The organism is Pseudomonas sp. LBUM1657 (assembly GCF_059716075.1).
In genome coordinates this window covers 5388220-5405868 of record NZ_CP166799.1, presented here as the reverse complement: position 1 = coordinate 5405868, position 17649 = coordinate 5388220, and the positions used below count along the sequence as shown (strand labels likewise).

Genomic DNA, 17649 nt, shown 5'->3' with positions numbered 1-17649 from the left:
GGATGGATTGCCGCCATGGAATACATGACAGGCAAAACGGGCAAACAGCTCAGTGACCGAGCGTAATGACAGCTCTGCAGATTCGCGAAAAGTGGAGGTTTTGCTCAAGGAACAGCAAGCGCGCCAGCTTCACTCGATCTGTGTGGGCGGCTCTCTGTGGGCGGTGCGGGGTGCCAATGCAAGCGCATTGACGATGCTGCGAGGCCCGATCAGGAGACGTCCTTATAATCGGGGGGAGATTGTAGCGAAGAAACGCAGGGAAATGGTCGTGTTTAATGACTTTTATTAGGCGTCTGGTCAGGTGGTCAACAGTTGTTGCGCCCGTGAGCGTGGCTGGCGCTGGCTGATGCGGGCGCTGGCGGGCAGGGGATGGTGCAGCCAGTTGAGGCGGATTTCTTCGATTTCGACCCAGCCATCGCCCATGGGCTGCAGGCTGCATTGCTTGAATGCCTGGCAGTGGCCGTTGCGGTCGAGCAGGGCGAAGCAGCGGTGCAGGGGGCGTGGCGCGAACAGCGAGATGAGATAGCGCATGGGAAAGTACCGTGTGGGGTGACTGCCGTGAAGGTTGCCAGTGAGTCGTGACGCGAAAGTGTATGGGCGGTGACAGATGTGTGACAGGACGCGCGGTCCTAAAGGTGTGTCAGACTTTTCTGTAATTGTTGCGCTGGTTCGCCGCAGTGGCGCACCGCTATACTGCGGGCCTTAGTGCCTGATTCTGGAGAGAAGCGCATGTTGCAACGCCTGTTGTTCGGTTTGATCACTGTGACCAGTTTGACCCTGGTCGGCTGCGCCCACAGCCCGCAACAACTGAACCCGGAACCGAAGCTGAACGCACAGTTGGCCCCGATCGGCCGTGGCCAGCCGGTGGTGGTGCGTGTGGTGGACGGTCGTCCGTCGCCAACCCTGGGTACCCGTGGCGGTCTGTATCCAGAGACCAGCGCAATTACGGTGCAGGGCGCGCAGATTCTGCCGAAGTTGCAGGCTCAGGCCGAAGCAGCCGTGCGCCTGTTGGGCTTCACTCCGACGTCCAATGCGATGAATGCTCCACAACTGACCGTGACCCTGGCCGAGCTGAAGTATCAATCGCCCAAAGAGGGTATGTACGTGACCGAGGCGACCATTGGCGCGACGTTCCGCTCCGATGTGCAGAATGCCAATCGTCGTTACAGCGGTCGTTATGGTGCGTCCCTGGATCAGCGTTTTGGCATGGCCCCGAATCAGGAGACCAACACCAAGCTGGTCAGCGATGTGTTGAGTGATGCGTTGACGCGTCTGTTCAAGGATCCGACGATTGGTCAGATTCTCAGCGAGTAAACTTTCGCTGCATTAAAAAGCCCGGTACCAGCAATGGCCCCGGGCTTTTTGTATCTGCCAACTTTACGGGTTCACACCGATCAAAATGTGGGAGTGGGCTTGCTCGCGAAGGCTTTTTGACATTCAACATTGAAGTCGTCTGACACACCGCTTTCGCGAGCAAGCCCGCTCCCACAAGGGATCACTGTTGTCAGGCAGCTTGCGAATAAAAATCCAGCACGCTCACCCCGGTCAGCAAATCCGTTTCCGGCAAATCCGCATGTTGGTGCCCACCCAGTGCGCAATACACCAGCCAGTGGCGATCCTGAACATTGAAGGCGAGACTGCCCACGAGATCTTGTTGTTCGTCGCTCTGGGCGATGAGGTAGAGGCGATCCTGGTTTTCGGCGTGCAGCATGACGGGCTCCGTGTCGTTTTCGTGGGGCCAGAGATTGGCGGATTCAGATGACGAAGCCGTGACGCAGGACAGGAATCTGCCAAATGGTGAGTTATTTGTCGCAAAGGGCAGGGCAGGCGTGGAGGCTTTCGGTAGAATCCGCGGCGCGGTCGTCGGTCCGGCGTCTGCCACACCTGTTTTGTCTGAGGTCCGTGATGTCGCTGCATTTGATGACGCTGTTTACCGCCCATCCTGCCAAATTGATCAACCTGGTTGCGTTGCTGTTCGCCTTCCCGGGCAGCTGGTTGCTGCACGCCACGCGTCGTCGTGAACAGCGCGCGATGGCCAGTCTCGCAGCCCAGCGCCAGAGTCGTCCCAGCGAAGAGCCCATCCTGGACTGGGCGACGCTACGCATGAACCGGTTTTTCTATCGATTCGGTTTTGCCTGTTTGGGCTTGGCGTTGCTGGTGTCGTGGATCAGCACACAATTCTGAAGCGCTGACACAAAACGTGTGGCGGGGGGAAAGTACTCTCACCACGGATTCTTCGTCGACCAGACAAACAAAAACGGCGCCCGAAGGCGCCGTTGTCGTATCCAGCCAAAAACCCTACAGCGGTAACCCGGCCTTGACGCGGTACTGATTACGCACCGGCGTCGCATATTGCAGCACCAGGAATGGACGATGTTCCTCGGGGCAAGCCTCCAGGCGGCGCTGCCATTCTTCCTGAGCCTTGGCCAGTTCGTCGGCAGCGAACACCTCGGCGGCTTTGGGCACTTGCAACTGCGGGTCGGCGTCTTTCCATTGTGCATAAGCCAGGTAATGCACCGGGAACAAGCGATAGCCGCCGAGGATCTGCCGGTCCATCTCGATTGCCAGTTGCTTGGTGTCGTCGAACAGTTCGGTAATCGGTGCGGCGAAGTTCACATGCACCCGGCCCTTGTAGCCGGTGATGCCCTTGGCGATGCTCACATCGTCCTCGCCCGGCACTTTGGTGTAACTGCCAGTGGTGGCGCGGATGAACAGCTCGCGGGCCTTGGCCTGGTCGCAGGGGTCGTATTCGTAGCTGATCGACACCGGGGTGACGTTCAGCGAGCGGATGACCTCGCCGAACGGCTCGTCCTTGCGACTCATGTGGAACATCTTGAGGATCGCCGACTCGGTGCGGTCGTCACCGTCCTTGGCCCGGCCTTCGGCCTGTGCAATCCAGATCGAGGCGCAATCGTTGCGGATCGAGTGGTTGATGTAGGCCGACAGCAGCTGATACGCCGCCATCTTCTCGCGGCGACCGGTGATCGAACGGTGCACGATGAAGCTCTTGTTCAGGCGCATCAGATCGCTGACGAAGGGCTTTTGCAGGAGGTTGTCGCCAATCGCGATGCGCGGTGTCGGCAGGCCGGCGTGGTACACGGCATAGTTGACGAAGGCCGGGTCCATCACGATGTCGCGGTGGTTGGCGATGAACAGGTACGCACTGCCGGACCTGAACTGCTCGACGCCGGTATAGGTCACGCCGTCGGTGGCACGCTCGATGGTGTGGTCGACGTAGACTTCGACCTTGTCTTGCAAGGTGGCCACCGAGTTGACGCCGGCGAACTCACGGCGCAGCCGATGAGCTATAAGAGGTTTGAGCATCCAGCCGAGGGCACCGGCATAACGCGGGAAGCGGAAGTGGATGAGGATATCTAGAAGCGCCTTGTCGCCGAGCAGCCGGGCCAGCACCGCTGGGACTTCGCTGTCGTCGTATGGTCGGATGGCATCGAATTCGCCCATCATGCTCTCTTGTTGGGAAACGGCTAGGGTAAGTAAAGGTTTTGATCGAAAACCAACGGGGCACGGTCTGAAAAGGTAGCCAGACAAAAATAGCCCTGCAAATAGACCGGCGATTATACGCACAAGTCACCCGGGAGACCGCGATGCTGGAAACCGAGCGCTACGAATGTCCGTATTGTGGTGAAGAAGCTGAGGCGGTGCTGGATTTGTCCGGCGGCGATCAGACCTATATCGAGGATTGTCCGGTATGTTGTCGTCCCATTACATTTGTCCTGCAGACTGATGGTCAAGAATGGTTGCTCGAAGTTCACAGCGAAAACGAATGATAAAGGGGCATCCCATGCAGCGAATCTACGAGCCGGAAAACCTGATGGAGGGCGAGTTGCTGCAAGGCATGTTGGCCAGCGAGGGCATCGAGGCGCACCTGGTGGGGCGGGATTTGATCGGTGGCACCGGAGAATTGCCGATCTTCGGCCTGCTTGGGTTGTCGGTGGATAACGATAACGCTGAGTACGCCAGGGAGCTGATCGCTGCGTACAATGCCGCGCTGCCGCTGCCCGGCGATGAACCGGAAAACTTTCCCGGCACGCTGGTCTGTTAGGCTGACGTTCGTTTTATTCAGAGTCGTGTTGCCCCATGTGTGGACGTTTTGCCCTGTTTCGCTGGAACCCCGCCTTCGCGGCCCTGCCTGGCTTTCCCGCCGATCAGCAGGCCCAGTGGAATATTTCCCCTAACGATTCGGTGTTGATGCTGCGGGCCGGTGTGGACGGTCAGCGTGAGCTGGCCCGTGCGCGATGGGGCCTGACGCCGCCGTGGCTGACCGATCTGTCCCGCACCCCGGCCCATGCCCGCGCCGAAACCGTTGCCGAACAGCCGATGTTTCGCGAAGCCTTGCGCCTGCGTCGTTGCCTGCTGCCGGCCAATGGTTTTTATGAATGGCGCGGCACGACACGCAAGCGTCCGTACTGGCTGACACCGGGGGAGGGGTCGACGCTGTTCTTCGCGGCGATCTGGGAGGCGTATCCGGTGCAGGAGCAGGTGTGGCTGAGCACGGCGGTGATCACCCAGCCGGCTGCGAGCCAGCGCCGACCGTTGATTCTCGATGCGGCGGGGCAGGCAGCCTGGCTCAACCCTGAAACCCCGTTGCATGCCTTGCAGGCGTTGCTCGCCAGTGAACCCGCGGCGTTGCGCGAGCGGGTGCTGGCGAACATGGTGAATGACCCGAAGTTGAATGGGCCGGAGTGTTTGACCCCGGGTTGATGAGTTGTCTGGGTTGACGCATTCGCGAGCAAGCCCGCTCCCACATTTGATCTCCATTGTTTGCGGACTTTGAATCCACTGGAGATACAGTGTGGGAGCGGGCTTGCTCGCGAAAGGGCCTTTTGATCAGACCTTGAACTGATTGATCAACCGCCGCTGCTGCTCGGCCAGTTTGGTCAAATCCGCACTCGCCGCACTCGATTCATCCGCCCCGCCAGCCACTTCATTGGCCACTTGCCCGATATTGATCACGTTGCGGTTGATGTCGTCGGCCACCGCGCTCTGTTCCTCAGCCGCGCTGGCGATCTGGGTGTTCATGTCGTTGATCACCGACACGGCCTGGGTAATGGTCTCCAGCGCTTGGGCCGCCTTGGCCGCATGTTGCACGCTTTCGTCGGTGCGGTTCTGGCTGTCTTCCATGACGCGCACCACATCGCGGGTGCCTTGTTGCAGTTGCTGGATCATGGTCTGGATTTCTTCAGTGGCTTTCTGGGTTTTCTGCGCCAGGTTGCGCACTTCATCGGCCACCACGGCAAAACCACGGCCCTGCTCACCGGCACGTGCGGCTTCGATGGCGGCGTTCAAGGCCAGCAGATTGGTTTGCTCGGCGATCCCGCGAATCGCGGTGAGGATCGCGTTGATGTTCTCGCTGTCCTTGGCCAGGGTCTGGACCACGCTGACGGCCTTGCCGATTTCCACCGCCAGCACACCGATCGAGTTCGAGGTGTCGCGCACGATCTGCATGCCCTGCGCCGCAGCCTGATCCGCATGGCTGGCGGCTTGTGCGGCCTGGGTCGCATTGCGCGCCACGTCCTGGGCCGTGGCGGTCATTTCATGCACCGCGGTGGCGACCTGATCGATCTCGGCCATTTGCTTGTGCACGCCAATGTTCGTGCGGATGGCGATGTCGGCGGTGTGTTCCGACGAATCACTGACGCTCTGCACCGAGGTCACCACTTGAGTGATCATCACCTGCAACTTGGCCAGGAAAGTATTGAAGCCTTTGGCGATCGAGCCCAATTCGTCGGCGCGATCGCTGGTCAGGCGGCGGGTCAAGTCACCTTCGCCCTGGGCGATGTCGTCGAGCATGGCGACCATTTGCTTCAGCGGCCGGGCAATGCCGTGGCCCACCAGCCAGATCACCAACAAACCGATACCGGCAATCAACAGACCGACCATGGCCATGCCGAAGGTGTCGGACTTGCGCTGGGTGTCCAGATCGCCCTGAAGTTTTTGCAGATCCGCCATCACCGCGTTCAGCGGCAGTTGCAGCATCAGGGTCCAGCGGGCGTCGGTCTGACCGATGCCGAAGGGCAGATACAGCTCGATCCGGCCCTCGGTCTTGTCGACGGTGTAGGTGACTTCGCCGCGCTTGAGATTGGCCATGTTGGCGATCTGCTGGCTGCCGAGGATGTCACTGACCTTCTCACCGAATTTGCTCGGATCCTTGGTGTAGGCAACGATCCGGCCATTACCGCCGATCAGGGCCATTTCACCGGCGCCACCGTACAGTTTCTGATTCGCGCCCAGGAGCATTTCCTGGATGAAGTTCACCGACAGGTCGGCGCCGACGATGCCCTGGAAGGCGCCGTTGAGCATGATCGGTTCAATAAAGGAGGCGAGCATGACGATCTTGTCGCCGACCTTGTAGGGCGCCGGATCGATCACGCAGGATTTTTTGGTTTCTTTCGAGCACAGGTAGTACTCGCTGGCGCGCACCCCTGTGGACAAGGTTTTCTGGTCGTCAACGTCCACCAGTTTGTCCAGGCCCAGCGTCCCGTCCTCGTTGCGGAACCACCACGGCAGGAAGCGCCCGTTGCTGGCGTCGATGCCGACAACCGGGGTATCGACGTAGGCCGCATCGTTGTGGTCGAGAGCGTTTTTTTCCCAGCCGATGTAGGTGCCGAGGATTTTCGGGTTCTTGGCGACGTTTTCCTTGATCAGGCTGATCAATTGCTCACGACTGAGGCTCAACTGTGGCTGGCCATCGGCGCCCGGTGTGCCGATCAATGCGTTGACCCGCACCAGTCCACCGGCAATCAGCAGGGGCGCTTCGAGTTCGCGCTGGATCTGGCTGACCTGAGTCTGCGCCAGCGAAGTCAGGCGTTGTTCGATGACTTGCTCGAACTGCGCCTGGGTCCGCTCCTGGACCATCTCTTGGGTCCGTGCGCCGGAAAACAGCGCGTACAGCACCAGCGCGGCGACTACGCTAAGAACGATGGCGCCAGCGAGGGCGGCGACGGAAAACTGGATCGACTTGAATTTCATGGAAGCTCCGGACGACAGGGATGACGTCTGCCGTGGTGTATCGGCAAAGCGGACCGGAACCATGAATGGGGTGCAGCAAAATGACTGTTTTGGACGCGCCTGTGTCGCAAATGGACAGGTGCCGAACCTTTGCCCGGCAAGGCAGTCAGTGCTGTATGAATTTTTTGCTACGACCGTCTTCCCAGGGTGGGTTGCGGATTTGAGGGAGTGCCTTGATGAACAAGTCTCTGGTTACGTGCGTGTTGGGCTCGGTGCTGTTGCTTAACGGCTGCGAGACCGTTAACACCACCAGTGCGGGGGAAGTCGGTGTCGTGCGTCAACAACGGATGACCACATTGCTGTCGACCGAGCAGGTCAATCAAACGTATGCGCAGGACTACCAGCAGACCCTGGGTGATGCGAGCAACAAGAACATCCTTGATAAAACCAGTGCCGATGCCAAGCGCGTTCAGGCGATCGCCGATCGGCTGATTGCCCAGGCGCCGACGTTTCGTCCGGATTCTGCACAATGGAAGTGGGAGGTCAACCTGATCAAGAGTGATGACCTCAACGCCAACTGCGGTCCTGGCGGCAAGATCATTATGTACACCGGGCTGATCGATAAGCTTCAACTCACCGACGACGAAATTGCCGCGGTCATGGGCCATGAAATCGCCCATGCCCTGCGTGAGCATGGGCGAGAGGCACTGTCCAAGGCCTATGCCGTGGGTTTTGCGCAGCAACTGGCCGTGGCTGCCGGGGCACCCGTGCAGCTCGTGGAAGTGGGAAGCAACGGCGTGAACCTGCTGATGACCTTGCCCAACAGTCGCACCAACGAAAACGAGGCCGACCTGATTGGTCTGGAGCTGGCGGCGCGGGCCGGTTACAACCCGAATGCGGCGCTCACGCTGTGGGACAAGATGAGCAAGGCTGCCGAAGGCGCGCCACCAGAATTCCTCAGCACTCACCCATCCTCCAGCAGTCGGACCGCTGCGTTGCAGGGTGCTATTCCAAAGGTCATGCCGCTTTACGAGAAAGCCCCGAAGTCCTGATAGTCATGCGGTGACGCCGCTGACGCCTTCGCGAGCAAGCCCGCTCCCACATTAGAACGCGATCAAATGTGGGAACGGGCTTGCTCGCGAAGAACGATGATGCGGTCCGTCAGACCCACCCACTGCTCTGCATCGCCTTGTACACAGCAACAATCGCCAGGATCAAAAACGCCGAAGCGGCCAACCGGCGGATCAACGTCAACGGCAATTTATCCGCTGCAAAGTTACCCGCCAGCACCACTGGCACGTTGGCGATCAACATGCCGACCGTGGTGCCGATGATCACCAGCCACAGTTCCGGGTATTGCGCGGCGAGCATCACGGTCGCGATCTGAGTCTTGTCACCGATTTCCGCCAGGAAGAAGGCGATCAGCGTGGTCAGGAACGGCCCGAACTTGCGGGCGGTGCTGGCTTCGTCGTCATCCATTTTGTCCGGCACGAGGGTCCACAGCGCGGTCGCGGCGAAGCTTGCGGCGAGGATCCAGTGCAACATCGCATCCGAGAAGAAACCGCCGACCCAGGCACCTACCGCACCGGCTGCCGCGTGGTTGGCCAGGGTCGCGGCGACGATGCCGGCGATGATCGGCCAGGGTTTGCGAAAGCGGGCAGCGAGAATGAGCGCGAGCAGTTGCGTCTTGTCGCCGATTTCGGCCAAGGCAACGATTGCGGTGGGAACGAGAAGTGAATCCAACATCAGGGTTTTCCTAAGGGGCGGGTCGACACGGCTATGACACGTACAGCCTTCCCGCCCCGGGTAAGGTGTTCGTGTCATAGGTCTTGTCAAACCCTGCGATCCGTCTGATGCGGACGCTTGGGTCGCATACGCCATGGTCTTTTGACCAAGTATGTTGACGTATGCCGGACGAGCATGGCGCTCGTGGGAGACTACTCCCCTAGGACGGAGCGGATTCTGCCTAGGCAAAATCCGTTCGGCAAGCACTAATTTCTCAGCCGCGTTTAGCCCGGTAGATTCTGAAACCCTGTCCTTCGGCCTTGATCGCACACACGCCGAGGTGCTCTTCGATCAAGGGTTGATACTTCAGGAAGCTGTTCGCTACCAGGCGCAGTTCCCCACCATTTTTCAGATGTTTAGCTGCTTTTCGCAGCAAGTTTTCCGTGGCGAAGTAGTCGGTGTGCACGCCGACATGGAACGGCGGGTTGCTCAGAATCGCACTCAAACCCATAGGCGCGGCGTCGATACCGTCACCGGTAATAACGTCCGCTTCCAAGCCGTTGGCAGCCAGGGTCAGGCGACTACTGGCAGCGGCAAACGCGTCCACGTCGAGCAGGGTGACCTGGTTGTGCGGGTAACGACGTTTCACCGCCGCCCCCAGTACGCCGGCGCCGCAACCGAAGTCCAGCAGGTGGCCACTGGGCAACTTGTCCAGGTGTTCCAGCAACAGCGCGCTGCCGCGATCCAGTCGACCGTGACTGAAGACGCCCGGCAGGCTGATGACTTTCAACGGACCTTCGGCCAGTGGCAGTTCGTATTCCTGGGCCAGGCTTTCCAGCGACCTGGCTTGTGGTGCATCGGCCACGGTGACCTGCCAGAGCTGGCAATGCCGTGCGCTGTCTAGCTTGCGCGGTTTGCCAAACGGGTTCAGTTGCTTGGCCGCGCCTTCGATGCCGCTGCGCTTTTCGCCCACCAGATACAGCTCTCGACCCGCCAGCCGGGAGGCGAGGGCGTTAAGGATGTAGTCGGTCAGGTCCTTGGACTTGGGCAGGAACACCACGGCGGTGTCGAACTCGCGCTCTGGAGCGGTCACGCCAAAATGGCTGCGCTCGACGAAGCGGGCGTCCAGTGCCGCTTGGTCGCCGGCATGCCAGCACCAGCCATGGGCATCGGGCAGGCGGCCCAGCAGGTCGTCTGCAGGTAAACCGGCCAGCAACACCGAACCTTCGAATAACTCAGCCTGACGAAGCAGTACTTCACTGCGCGGATCCATACTCTGCTCCTTGAAAAAAAGTGCGGCAGTTTATCAACTGACGACCCGCAGCGCTTTACCGCTGAAATATCCCTGAGCGTTTTCGGTTAATTGGCCCACGATCCGCTGCCGCGCCTCGCGACTGCCCCAGGCGTTGTGCGGGGTGACGATCAATCGTGGAATATCGGCAGCCAACAGCGGATTGCCAGCCGTCGGTGGTTCAACGCTCAGCACGTCGGTGGCGGCACCACCCAGGTGACCGTTGCGCAACGCGTCGGCCAGCGCCTGTTCGTCGATCAAGCCACCCCGAGCGGTGTTGACCACAAATGCGCCGGGCTTCATCGAGGCTAGCTCGCGGGCACCAATGAAGTGGCGGGTGTGTTCGTTGAGCGGGCAGTGCAGGGTCAGCGCGTCGATCTGCGGCAGCAGTTCATCCAGCGGCAGACGATCAGGCCGGGCAGGGCGCCCGGGAATCTGACCGAGCAGCACGCGCATGCCGAAGGCTTCGGCCAGCCGTGCCACCGCACCGCCGAGTTCGCCGTGACCGAGCAGGCCAAGGGTTTTGCCTTCCAGTTCGACGATCGGGTAGTCCAGCAGGCAGAACTGCTTCGCCTGCTGCCAGCGACCGTCACCGACGGCTTTCTGATAATCGGCCAGGCGTGTCGCCAGGTTGAGCAGCAACATGATCGTGTGCTGCGCCACCGACGGCGTGCCGTAACCCTGGCAATTGCAGACGGTAATCCCGTGGGCGCGGGCGGCGGCGAGGTCGACGTTGTTGGTGCCGGTGGCAGTGATCAGGATCAGTTTCAGTTCAGGGCAGGCAGCGATCGCTGCGGCATCGATCAGGATTTTGTTGCTGATGGCGACGGTGGCGCCCTTGAGGCGTTCGATCACCTGGTCAGGCGTGGTCTGGGCGAACAGCTGCAAGTCGCTGAAACATTCGCGCAGCGGGCTGAGGTCGAGATCGCCCAGGTCCAGGGAGGGATGGTCGAGGAAAACGGCGCGGCGAGTGTTCGTCATCAACTGTACCTTTTGTGCAATGGACTGAAGGCGTAATCTGCCGAGCCTACCAGATGAAACAAATCGTTACGCACTACAAGACAAATGCTAAACCCGCTCCCACAGGGGTGACGTTAACGCTGTGAATTTCAATTCGACTGATCTGCCCCAGAGGAGCCCCCATGTACTGGACAGAGTTCTTGACCGTTGCCCTGATTCACTTGCTGGCGGTGGCCAGCCCCGGCCCGGACTTTGCCGTGGTGGTGCGTGAGAGCGTGACCCACGGTCGCCGCGCCGGAACCTGGACGGCGCTGGGCGTCGGTACGGCGATTTTCCTGCACGTCGGTTATTCGCTGCTCGGCATCGGCCTGATCGTGTCCCAGTCGATCGTGCTGTTCAACGCATTGAAATGGGCCGCCGCCGCTTATCTGCTGTACATCGGCTTCAAGGCCTTGCGCGCGCAGCCGGTCAAGCCGTTGGCCGACGATCTGCATAAGGAGGTGGGCGAGCGCACGGCTCGCGGCGCCTTCACGTCAGGTTTTGTGACCAACGGTCTGAACCCGAAAGCCACGCTGTTCTTCCTGTCGCTGTTTACCGTGGTGATCAACCCGCACACGCCGCTGGCGGTGCAGGCCGGTTACGGGATCTACCTCGCGGTGGCGACGGCTGTGTGGTTCTGCCTGGTGGCGATGCTGTTCAGCCAGCAGCGGGTGCGCGCCGGTTTTGCCCGCATGGGCCACTGGTTCGACCGCACCATGGGCGCCGTGCTGATCGCCATCGGTGTGAAACTCGCGTTTACCGAGATGCACTGAGACGCGGAGAAGTGGCCGCGCCAGGATTGGATGCGGCCGAAACACTATTTACGTGGCGTCGATGGTCGATGCGTGGCGTTGACGGGCGTAGTCCAGAAAGCCGTCCATATCGTTACTGCTCAGGATCCGCGACACGGCTTTGACTTCCTCCAAAGGCCAGTCCCACCAGGCCGATGCCAGAAGATCCTGGCGCACGTCCTCGTCAAAACGCCAGCGAATGTGGCGGCATGGGTTGCCGCCGACGATCGCGTAGGGTTCGACGTCGCGCGTCACGACGGCGCCAGCTGCGACCACCGCGCCATGACCGATGGTTACGCCAGACAGAATCATGACATCGGCGCAAATCCAGCAATCGCTGCCGATCACCACATCGCCCTTGGTCGGGTTACAACCAGGAATATCCCGGGCTTCGTCAATCATTAGTGGAAATGGGTAGGTGCTGACCCAGTCGGTTCGATGGCCACCCCCCAGCAAAATCTTCACGCCTTCGGCAATCGAGGTGTAGGAACCGACCTTCAAAACGGTGTCGTCGCCGAAATCCATGACCTCCGGGATGCCGTAGGTGCCCACGCCAACTTCGTATCCGGGGTAGCGCAAGCGTATTTTTTCTGGCGCCCTTTCCAGTTTTTCCAGCCGCTTCAGATGCTTTCTGGTTTTTCGTTCTTTTAGTTTTTCGAGAAATTTCATGCGTGAGGCCTGGAAAGCTGGAGGGGGTAAGGCGTTGTCGTCTAGCGATGCAACATCAATCGTTTCAGGCGTTTGAGGCTGGTTCGATTCAAGTGCCGCCAGGGAATCGAGCGCAACAGTCTCCAGGCTTCTTTCTTGTCTTCGATCACGGCGTATTTAAGCGCCTTGTTCACCAGTTGGGTGCGGGCGCTCTGGTAGGCGGGGTGGTTTGCATACGGTGCGATGGCCTCAAGGTCTGCCTGCAGCAACACCCGGTATTTTCTCGACAGGTTGTTGGCATGGCGGCGATAGCGAGTCGTGCATACCGGTAGTTCATGTATCTCGTACCCCAACCGGGCAATGCGCAAGGTCATCTGAAAATCTTGAACCCGCAGGTGAGGCGCGTAAAAGCCGGCCTGTCGCATCGCGCTCATGCGGTAAAGCGCGACCGGGGCACCGATCACGATGGCTCCGCTGAGGACTTGATCGAAGTTGTAGGTGCGGATCTGGTCGCGTTTTTGTTGCTTGATCGTGTTGCCGTCGCTATCCATGTAGGTGATCAAGGCCCCCACGCAACCAACGTTCGGGTTCTTGTCCAGATAGTCGACGCGAATGCGCAGCGACTCCGGCAGCATGATGTCGTCCAGGTCGGGCGTCGACACATAGACGCCTTTGGCGTACTGCAAGCCGTGATTGAGCGCCGCACTCACACCCTGGTTCGATTGCGAATACAACTGGAAGTCATAGGTTTGCTGCAATCGCTTGAGCATGGCGATGCTGTTGTCGCTGGAACCGTCGTCCACGATGATGACTTCGAAATTCGGGTACTCCTGGGCGAAGATGCTCTTGATGGCATCCTCCAGGTATTTTTCCGCGTTGTAGCAGGGCGCCACGATGGAAACCAGGGGGGCTTGCGTCGAGGTGCAAGCCTCAGAGGCGGTCGCTTCAGTGCTCATTGTTATACCGATGACGTTTCTGACAACGTATGTTTGATGGAGAGATCCCGCCATGGAAGTCCGGGGTGGCAAGGTTTGGCAGCTATTGGCTTGCTTATCGATCAGCACGGTGTGTCAATAACGGTACATATGCTCGCTTGTCATTTGCCTGGCGACAAGCTTTGCGTAAATGAAGTTACAAACGTTTACAGCACAGGAGTCCTGGGGAATGACGCAAAATAGTGGCGCAAAGCTAGCATTTCCGCGTTGAAGCTAAATCATTCCTTTGGCTGATTTGGTTGGTGAGCAAGGGCACTAAAGTGCTTACTTTCAGCCACGACCGTGTAGTCAGAAAAGGGATTCTTATGTTGCAGACTCGCGTTATCCCCCCAGCCGAAGGCGCTTACCAGTATCCGCTGCTGATTAAACGGCTGCTGATGTCCGGCGCTCGTTATGAGAAAACCCGCGAGATCATTTACCGCGACCAGTTGCGCTACAGCTACCCGACCCTGATCGAGCGGGTCGCCCGGTTGGCTAACGTGTTGACAGCGGCCGGGGTCAAGCCCGGGGATACCGTGGCGGTGATGGACTGGGACAGCCATCGTTATCTGGAATGCATGTTCGCCATCCCGATGATTGGCGCGGTGATCCACACCATCAACGTGCGCCTGTCACCGGAACAGATCCTCTACACGATGAACCACGCCGAGGACCGCTTCGTGCTGGTCAACAGCGAATTCGTGGGACTTTATACGGCGCTTGCCGGGCACCTGACCACGGTCGAGAAAACCCTGCTGCTGACCGACCTGCCGGAAAAAACCGCTGACCTGCCGAACCTCGTCGGCGAATACGAGCAACTGCTGGCGGCCGCCAGTCCGCACTACGACTTCCAGGATTTCGACGAGAACTCGGTCGCTACCACCTTCTACACCACCGGCACCACCGGTAATCCAAAAGGCGTGTACTTCACCCATCGGCAACTGGTGCTGCACACCATGGGCGTGTCGACCATCATGGGGGCCATCGACAGCGTGCGTCTGCTGGGCACCAACGACGTGTACATGCCAATCACCCCGATGTTCCATGTGCACGCCTGGGGATTGCCGTATGTGGCGACCATGCTCGGGCTCAAGCAGGTTTACCCCGGTCGCTACGACCCGGAATACCTGGTGGAGCTGTGGCGCAAGGAAAAGGTCACCTTTTCCCACTGCGTGCCGACCATCCTGCAAATGGTCCTCAACGCCAAGGCTGCGCAAAGCACTGACTTTGGTGGCTGGAAAATCGTTATCGGCGGCAGCGCGCTGAACCGTTCACTGTACGACGCGGCCAAGGCCAAAGGCATTCAGCTGACTGCCGCTTACGGCATGTCGGAAACCGGGCCGCTGGTTTCATGCGCTCACCTCAACGATGAGCTGATGGCCGGCACCGAAGACGAACGCACCACCTATCGGATCAAGGCCGGGGTACCGGGACCCTTGGTGGAGGCGGCAATCGTCGACACCGACGGCAACTTCCTGCCCGCCGATGGCGAGACCCAGGGTGAATTGGTGCTGCGCGCGCCGTGGCTCACCGAGGGTTATTTCAATGAACCGCAAAAGGGCGCAGAGCTCTGGGCCGGGGGCTGGCTGCACACCGGCGACGTGGCGACCCTGGACAGCATGGGCGTGATCGACATTCGCGACCGGATCAAGGACGTGATCAAGACCGGCGGCGAATGGATCTCCTCCCTGGACCTGGAAGACCTGATCAGCCGCCACCCGGCGGTACGCGAAGTAGCAGTGGTGGGCATTGCCGATCCGCAGTGGGGCGAGCGACCGTTTGCCTTGCTGGTGGTCCGCGAGGGCCATGTCATCGGGGCCCGGGAACTCAAGGAACACCTCAAGCCGTTCGTGGAGCTGGGGCACCTGAGCAAATGGGCCATCCCGAGCCAGATCGCCCTTGTTACTGAAATTCCCAAGACCAGTGTCGGCAAACTCGACAAGAAGCGAATTCGCGTCGACATCACCGAATGGCAAGCCAACAACAGCACCTTCCTCTCGACGCTTTAAGCGTCTTCTGGCGTGCCCGAAAGGGCACGCCAGCCCCACCAAGCAAGCGCTTGGCTTGTGAAATTTGAATTTTCAGCCATCCTTGCCGTGCCGACAGGTGTCGGACTGGCGAAAGGACTGTTCCAGAGTGGTCGGCGGCTGCAAATCACACTTTAGAGGGATCAAGCAGTACTACCCGCTGGCTATAGTCCGCTCAAGGATTTTTAAGAACGGAGCAAACGCACAAACCGGGGCGATGCAACTTTGGAATGACTTTGGGATGCCTTGGCTCCCGGTTATCCACAGCGTTTTTAAAAGTGCTCACTGCCATAACAATAAAATGCACATGGAGTAGCGTCGATGACATCAGTAAACCAGTTCTGGCGCCGGGCGAAATTGCCCCTGGCGGTCAGTCTTGCCTCTACGCTCGCCGGGCCAGCATTCGGCGTCAGTTTCAACGTTGGTGAAATCGAAGGTCAGTTCGACTCATCCCTGTCGATCGGTGCCAGTTGGTCTACCGAGAGTGCCAACAAGAACCTCATCGGCGTCAACAACGGTGGCCGCGGTCTCTCCCAGACTTCCGATGACGGTCACCTGAACTTCGAGAGCGGTAAAACGTTCTCGAAGATCTTCAAGGGTATCCATGACCTTGAATTGAAATACGGCGACACCGGCGTCTTCGTCCGTGGCAAATACTGGTATGACTTCGAACTCAAGGACGAAAGCCGTCCGTTCAAGGACATCAGCGACAGCAACCGCAAGGAAGGCGCAAAGTCCGCTGGCGGGCAGATTCTCGATGCCTTCGTCTACCACAACTACGCCATTGCCGATCAGCCGGGTTCCGTGCGTCTGGGCAAGCAAGTCGTGAGCTGGGGTGAAAGTACTTTCATCGGCAGCGGTATCAACTCGATCAACCCGATCGACGTTTCCGCATTCCGTCGTCCAGGTGCCGAGGTCAAGGAAGGTCTGATCCCGGTCAACATGTTCTACGTCTCGCAGAGCATTACCGATACCCTCTCGGCCGAAGCCTTCTACCAGCTGGAATGGGACCAGACCGTCGTCGATAACTGCGGCACGTTCTTCTCCCAGCCGGACATCATTGCCGACGGTTGCGACAACAACCTGCGCGTGCTGAACAAGCGTTCGACCATTCCGGCCGCAGCCCTGCCAACGCTGTCTGCGCTGGGTGTCGACGTCAACGACGAAGGTGTGCTGGTACGCCGTGGCCCGGACCGCGATGCGCGGGACAGCGGCCAGTGGGGCGCGTCCCTCAAATACATGTTCGAGCCGCTGGACACCGAGTTCGGCGCTTATTTCATGAACTACCACAGCCGTGCGCCGATCTTCAGCGCCACCGGTGCCCCGGCATCGGCCTACGCCCGAGTGGCGGCGTTGCCTGCGGCGCTTCGCCCTCTGGCACCGCTGGTGATCGCGGGTAACTCGAACTACTTCGTCGAGTATCCGGAAGACATCCGCCTCTACGGCTTGAGCTTCTCCACCACCCTGCCTACCGGTACGGCGTGGAGCGGTGAAGTCAGCTACCGTCCGAACGCGCCGGTGCAGCTCAACTCCACCGACATTCTGTTCGCCGGTGTACGTCCTTTGGGCGGCGCTCTGACCAACGCTTCGCTGCTCGCCGGCGTACCGGGTCAGGACCTGCACGGCTATCGCCGCAAGGAAATCACCCAGTTCCAGACCACCCTGACGCACTTCTTCGATCAGGTCATGGGCGCCAGCCGCTTGACCCTGGTGGGCGAAGTGGGCGTGACGCACGTCGGCGGCCTGGAAAGCACTTCCGACGTCCGTTATGGCCGTGATCCGGTCTACGGTCCTGGTGAATTGCCTGCTACCGGTGGTGCCAACACGTGTGTGGCGCTCAATACCAGCACCATCAACGGTGCCGGTCCGGGAACACCTACCAACAACGTCAGCCGCAATTGCAACGACGACGGATTTACCACGTCGACATCGTGGGGCTACCGCGGTCGTGCCATCTGGGAATACAACGACGTGTTCGCCGGTGTGAACCTCAAGCCGAACGTAGCCTGGTCCCATGACGTCAGCGGTTACTCGCCTGGCCCTGGCGGCAACTTCGAGGAAGGTCGCAAAGCGGTGAGCCTGGGTGTTGATGCCGAATACCAGAACACCTACACCGCGAGCCTGGCTTACACCAACTTCTTTGATGGCAAGTACACCACCGTCGATGACCGCGATTTCCTTGCGCTCAGCTTCGGCGTGAACTTCTAAGCACTGTATTATCAGGA

Annotated in this window: 18 protein-coding genes, 1 pseudogene and 1 riboswitch; of the genes and pseudogenes, 9 read left to right on the top strand and 10 right to left on the bottom strand. The window is 59.6% G+C overall.

Going from position 1 to position 17649, the window contains the following annotated elements; genetic code table 11:
• Positions 1-297: 297 nt before the first annotated feature.
• Positions 298-531, bottom strand: a complete 234-nt coding sequence (locus ACA055_RS24960) for a hypothetical protein (protein WP_497681042.1) — start codon at positions 529-531, stop codon at positions 298-300.
• A 198-nt stretch (positions 532-729) separates the two neighbouring features.
• Here ACA055_RS24960 and ACA055_RS24955 point away from each other — a divergent pair, with 198 nt between their 5' ends.
• Complete coding sequence (locus ACA055_RS24955; RefSeq protein ID WP_497681041.1) at positions 730-1314, top strand: YajG family lipoprotein; 585 nt, start codon at positions 730-732, stop codon at positions 1312-1314.
• 190 nt (positions 1315-1504) lie between these two features.
• Here the strand turns inward: ACA055_RS24955 and ACA055_RS24950 are convergent, their stop codons facing one another.
• Complete coding sequence (locus ACA055_RS24950; protein ID WP_497681040.1) at positions 1505-1711, bottom strand: hypothetical protein; 207 nt, start codon at positions 1709-1711, stop codon at positions 1505-1507.
• Positions 1712-1905: 194 nt separating this feature from the next.
• On the opposite strand from ACA055_RS24950, the gene ACA055_RS24945 reads away from it, so the two are divergent.
• Positions 1906-2184 carry a hypothetical protein gene (locus ACA055_RS24945; protein ID WP_497681039.1) on the top strand — a complete coding sequence of 93 codons (279 nt, stop codon included), beginning with the start codon at positions 1906-1908 and terminating at the stop codon, positions 2182-2184.
• 114 nt (positions 2185-2298) lie between these two features.
• Here ACA055_RS24945 and ACA055_RS24940 read toward each other — a convergent pair whose 3' ends face one another.
• Entirely contained in the window at positions 2299-3465 is a 1167-nt protein-coding gene (locus tag ACA055_RS24940; RefSeq protein ID WP_497681038.1) for a 1-acyl-sn-glycerol-3-phosphate acyltransferase, read from the bottom strand.
• A 140-nt stretch (positions 3466-3605) separates the two neighbouring features.
• On the opposite strand from ACA055_RS24940, the gene ACA055_RS24935 reads away from it, so the two are divergent.
• The 3 genes from ACA055_RS24935 to ACA055_RS24925 are packed head-to-tail and all read left to right on the top strand — an operon-like array spanning position 3606 to position 4722.
• Positions 3606-3788, top strand: coding sequence for a CPXCG motif-containing cysteine-rich protein (locus tag ACA055_RS24935; RefSeq protein ID WP_008153387.1), 183 nt, complete (start codon positions 3606-3608; stop codon positions 3786-3788).
• A gap of 14 nt (positions 3789-3802) precedes the next feature.
• Positions 3803-4063 (top strand): putative signal transducing protein, encoded by a 261-nt coding sequence (locus ACA055_RS24930; RefSeq protein WP_497681037.1) that lies wholly within the window; start codon positions 3803-3805, stop codon positions 4061-4063.
• 35 nt (positions 4064-4098) lie between these two features.
• On the top strand, positions 4099-4722 hold the full coding sequence (locus tag ACA055_RS24925) for an SOS response-associated peptidase (RefSeq protein ID WP_497681036.1): 624 nt from the start codon (positions 4099-4101) through the stop codon (positions 4720-4722).
• Positions 4723-4848: 126 nt separating this feature from the next.
• On the opposite strand, the gene ACA055_RS24920 is transcribed toward ACA055_RS24925, so the two are convergent.
• Both ACA055_RS24920 and ACA055_RS24915 read right to left on the bottom strand, forming a co-directional pair.
• Positions 4849-5592 carry a methyl-accepting chemotaxis protein gene (locus tag ACA055_RS24920; RefSeq protein ID WP_497684484.1) on the bottom strand — a complete coding sequence of 248 codons (744 nt, stop codon included), beginning with the start codon at positions 5590-5592 and terminating at the stop codon, positions 4849-4851.
• 114 nt (positions 5593-5706) lie between these two features.
• Positions 5707-5901: pseudogene (locus ACA055_RS24915) on the bottom strand (HAMP domain-containing protein); the annotation flags it as partial.
• 1304 nt (positions 5902-7205) lie between these two features.
• On the opposite strand from ACA055_RS24915, the gene ACA055_RS24910 reads away from it, so the two are divergent.
• On the top strand, positions 7206-8021 hold the full coding sequence (locus ACA055_RS24910; RefSeq protein ID WP_497681035.1) for a M48 family metallopeptidase: 816 nt from the start codon (positions 7206-7208) through the stop codon (positions 8019-8021).
• Positions 8022-8130: 109 nt separating this feature from the next.
• Here ACA055_RS24910 and ACA055_RS24905 read toward each other — a convergent pair whose 3' ends face one another.
• The 3 genes from ACA055_RS24905 to ACA055_RS24895 form a co-directional block, all read right to left on the bottom strand.
• Positions 8131-8715 carry a TMEM165/GDT1 family protein gene (locus ACA055_RS24905; RefSeq protein ID WP_497681034.1) on the bottom strand — a complete coding sequence of 195 codons (585 nt, stop codon included), beginning with the start codon at positions 8713-8715 and terminating at the stop codon, positions 8131-8133.
• Positions 8716-8803: 88 nt separating this feature from the next.
• Positions 8804-8928: riboswitch (yybP-ykoY riboswitch) on the bottom strand.
• 40 nt (positions 8929-8968) lie between these two features.
• Positions 8969-9967: a methyltransferase gene (locus ACA055_RS24900; RefSeq protein WP_497681033.1), complete on the bottom strand. Its 999-nt coding sequence runs from the start codon at positions 9965-9967 to the stop codon at positions 8969-8971.
• A 33-nt stretch (positions 9968-10000) separates the two neighbouring features.
• On the bottom strand, positions 10001-10966 hold the full coding sequence (locus tag ACA055_RS24895) for a 2-hydroxyacid dehydrogenase (protein WP_497681032.1): 966 nt from the start codon (positions 10964-10966) through the stop codon (positions 10001-10003).
• 161 nt (positions 10967-11127) lie between these two features.
• Here ACA055_RS24895 and ACA055_RS24890 point away from each other — a divergent pair, with 161 nt between their 5' ends.
• The gene (locus tag ACA055_RS24890) at positions 11128-11757 is read left to right on the top strand and encodes a LysE family translocator (protein WP_497681031.1); all 630 of its coding nucleotides are present in this window, start codon (positions 11128-11130) and stop codon (positions 11755-11757) included.
• 48 nt (positions 11758-11805) lie between these two features.
• Here the strand turns inward: ACA055_RS24890 and ACA055_RS24885 are convergent, their stop codons facing one another.
• Both ACA055_RS24885 and ACA055_RS24880 read right to left on the bottom strand, forming a co-directional pair.
• On the bottom strand, positions 11806-12444 hold the full coding sequence (locus tag ACA055_RS24885; RefSeq protein ID WP_497681030.1) for a CatB-related O-acetyltransferase: 639 nt from the start codon (positions 12442-12444) through the stop codon (positions 11806-11808).
• Positions 12445-12485: 41 nt separating this feature from the next.
• Entirely contained in the window at positions 12486-13379 is an 894-nt protein-coding gene (locus ACA055_RS24880) for a glycosyltransferase family 2 protein (RefSeq protein ID WP_497681029.1), read from the bottom strand.
• A gap of 344 nt (positions 13380-13723) precedes the next feature.
• On the opposite strand from ACA055_RS24880, the gene ACA055_RS24875 reads away from it, so the two are divergent.
• Both ACA055_RS24875 and ACA055_RS24870 read left to right on the top strand, forming a co-directional pair.
• Positions 13724-15406: a fatty acid--CoA ligase gene (locus ACA055_RS24875; protein ID WP_497681028.1), complete on the top strand. Its 1683-nt coding sequence runs from the start codon at positions 13724-13726 to the stop codon at positions 15404-15406.
• A 339-nt stretch (positions 15407-15745) separates the two neighbouring features.
• Positions 15746-17632 carry a DUF1302 domain-containing protein gene (locus tag ACA055_RS24870; RefSeq protein WP_497681027.1) on the top strand — a complete coding sequence of 629 codons (1887 nt, stop codon included), beginning with the start codon at positions 15746-15748 and terminating at the stop codon, positions 17630-17632.
• Positions 17633-17649 lie beyond the last annotated feature (17 nt).

Bases quoted from the DNA above. Each gene is read 5' to 3' on its own strand.
- ACA055_RS24960 (WP_497681042.1), bottom strand. From the start codon at position 531: ATGCGCTATCTCATCTCGCTGTTCGCGCCACGCCCCCTGCACCGCTGC.
- ACA055_RS24955 (WP_497681041.1), top strand. From the start codon at position 730: ATGTTGCAACGCCTGTTGTTCGGTTTGATCACTGTGACCAGTTTGACC.
- ACA055_RS24950 (WP_497681040.1), bottom strand. From the start codon at position 1,711: ATGCTGCACGCCGAAAACCAGGATCGCCTCTACCTCATCGCCCAGAGC.
- ACA055_RS24945 (WP_497681039.1), top strand. From the start codon at position 1,906: ATGTCGCTGCATTTGATGACGCTGTTTACCGCCCATCCTGCCAAATTG.
- ACA055_RS24940 (WP_497681038.1), bottom strand. From the start codon at position 3,465: ATGATGGGCGAATTCGATGCCATCCGACCATACGACGACAGCGAAGTC.
- ACA055_RS24935 (WP_008153387.1), top strand. From the start codon at position 3,606: ATGCTGGAAACCGAGCGCTACGAATGTCCGTATTGTGGTGAAGAAGCT.
- ACA055_RS24930 (WP_497681037.1), top strand. From the start codon at position 3,803: ATGCAGCGAATCTACGAGCCGGAAAACCTGATGGAGGGCGAGTTGCTG.
- ACA055_RS24925 (WP_497681036.1), top strand. From the start codon at position 4,099: ATGTGTGGACGTTTTGCCCTGTTTCGCTGGAACCCCGCCTTCGCGGCC.
- ACA055_RS24920 (WP_497684484.1), bottom strand. From the start codon at position 5,592: ATGGCCGAGATCGATCAGGTCGCCACCGCGGTGCATGAAATGACCGCC.
- ACA055_RS24910 (WP_497681035.1), top strand. From the start codon at position 7,206: ATGAACAAGTCTCTGGTTACGTGCGTGTTGGGCTCGGTGCTGTTGCTT.
- ACA055_RS24905 (WP_497681034.1), bottom strand. From the start codon at position 8,715: ATGTTGGATTCACTTCTCGTTCCCACCGCAATCGTTGCCTTGGCCGAA.
- ACA055_RS24900 (WP_497681033.1), bottom strand. From the start codon at position 9,967: ATGGATCCGCGCAGTGAAGTACTGCTTCGTCAGGCTGAGTTATTCGAA.
- ACA055_RS24895 (WP_497681032.1), bottom strand. From the start codon at position 10,966: ATGACGAACACTCGCCGCGCCGTTTTCCTCGACCATCCCTCCCTGGAC.
- ACA055_RS24890 (WP_497681031.1), top strand. From the start codon at position 11,128: ATGTACTGGACAGAGTTCTTGACCGTTGCCCTGATTCACTTGCTGGCG.
- ACA055_RS24885 (WP_497681030.1), bottom strand. From the start codon at position 12,444: ATGAAATTTCTCGAAAAACTAAAAGAACGAAAAACCAGAAAGCATCTG.
- ACA055_RS24880 (WP_497681029.1), bottom strand. From the start codon at position 13,379: ATGAGCACTGAAGCGACCGCCTCTGAGGCTTGCACCTCGACGCAAGCC.
- ACA055_RS24875 (WP_497681028.1), top strand. From the start codon at position 13,724: ATGTTGCAGACTCGCGTTATCCCCCCAGCCGAAGGCGCTTACCAGTAT.
- ACA055_RS24870 (WP_497681027.1), top strand. From the start codon at position 15,746: ATGACATCAGTAAACCAGTTCTGGCGCCGGGCGAAATTGCCCCTGGCG.